This is a genomic window from Lentzea nigeriaca, from assembly GCF_016907955.1.
In the GTDB taxonomy this organism is placed as follows: domain Bacteria; phylum Actinomycetota; class Actinomycetes; order Mycobacteriales; family Pseudonocardiaceae; genus Lentzea; species Lentzea nigeriaca.
Genome location: NZ_JAFBCX010000042.1, coordinates 1 through 1,013 on the forward strand (window position 1 = coordinate 1; position 1,013 = coordinate 1,013).

At 65.9% G+C, this 1,013-nt stretch carries 1 protein-coding gene; it reads left to right on the top strand.

The features are described 5' to 3' along the window. The coding region (locus JOD27_RS44370) for a glycoside hydrolase family 48 protein (protein WP_275591969.1) at positions 1 to 1,013 on the top strand (1,013 nt) is incomplete at both ends.

The window sequence follows — 1,013 nt, forward strand, 5'->3', positions numbered from 1 at the left end:
GACAAGTACAACGCGTCGAAGCCCGCGACCTATGCGCCGGAGCATCCGCGGATGGACCGCTATCCGGCGGTGCTGGACAGTGGGGTTCCGGTGGGCGCCGATCCGATCGCGGCGGAGTTGAAGTCGGCGTATGGCAGTGATGACGTCTACGGTATGCACTGGTTGCTGGATGTCGACAACACCTATGGTTTCGGTCGGTGTGGTGACGGGACGACGGCGCCGTCGTACATCAACACCTATCAGCGTGGTTCGTCGGAGTCGGTGTGGGAGACGATTCCGCAGCCGTCGTGCGACACGTTCAAGCACGGTGGCCCGAACGGGTTCCTGGACCTGTTCACGAAGGACTCCTCGTATGCCAAGCAGTGGAAGTACACCAACGCGCCGGACGCGGACGCCCGCGCGGTGCAGGTGGCGTTGCTGGCGCAGCAGTGGGCGACCGCGCAGGGCAAGGGGTCGGAGATCGCGTCCGAGGTCGGCAAGGCCGCGAAGATGGGCGACTACCTGCGGTACGCGATGTTCGACAAGTACTTCAAGCGCATCGGCAACTGCGTGGGCGCGAGCGCGTGCCCGGCCGGTTCCGGCAAGAGCAGCGACCACTACCTGATGTCGTGGTACTACGCGTGGGGCGGCGCGACCGACACGAGTGCCGGCTGGGCGTGGCGCATCGGTGACAGTGCTTCGCATCAGGGTTATCAGAACCCGTTGGCGGCGTACGCGTTGTCGAGCGTGCCCGCGCTGAAGCCGTTGTCCGCCACCGGGCAGCAGGACTGGGCGAAGAGCCTCGACCGGCAGATGGAGTTGCTGCAATGGCTGCAGTCGGCCGACGGTGGTCTCGCGGGTGGTGTCACGAACTCCTGGGAGGGGCAGTACGGTACGCCTCCCGCGGGCACGCCGACGTTCTACGGGATGTTCTACGACGCGCACCCGGTGTGGCGTGACCCGCCGTCGAACCGCTGGTTCGGTTTCCAGGTGTGGGGTCTGGAGCGTACGGCGGCGTTGTATCGGATGACCGG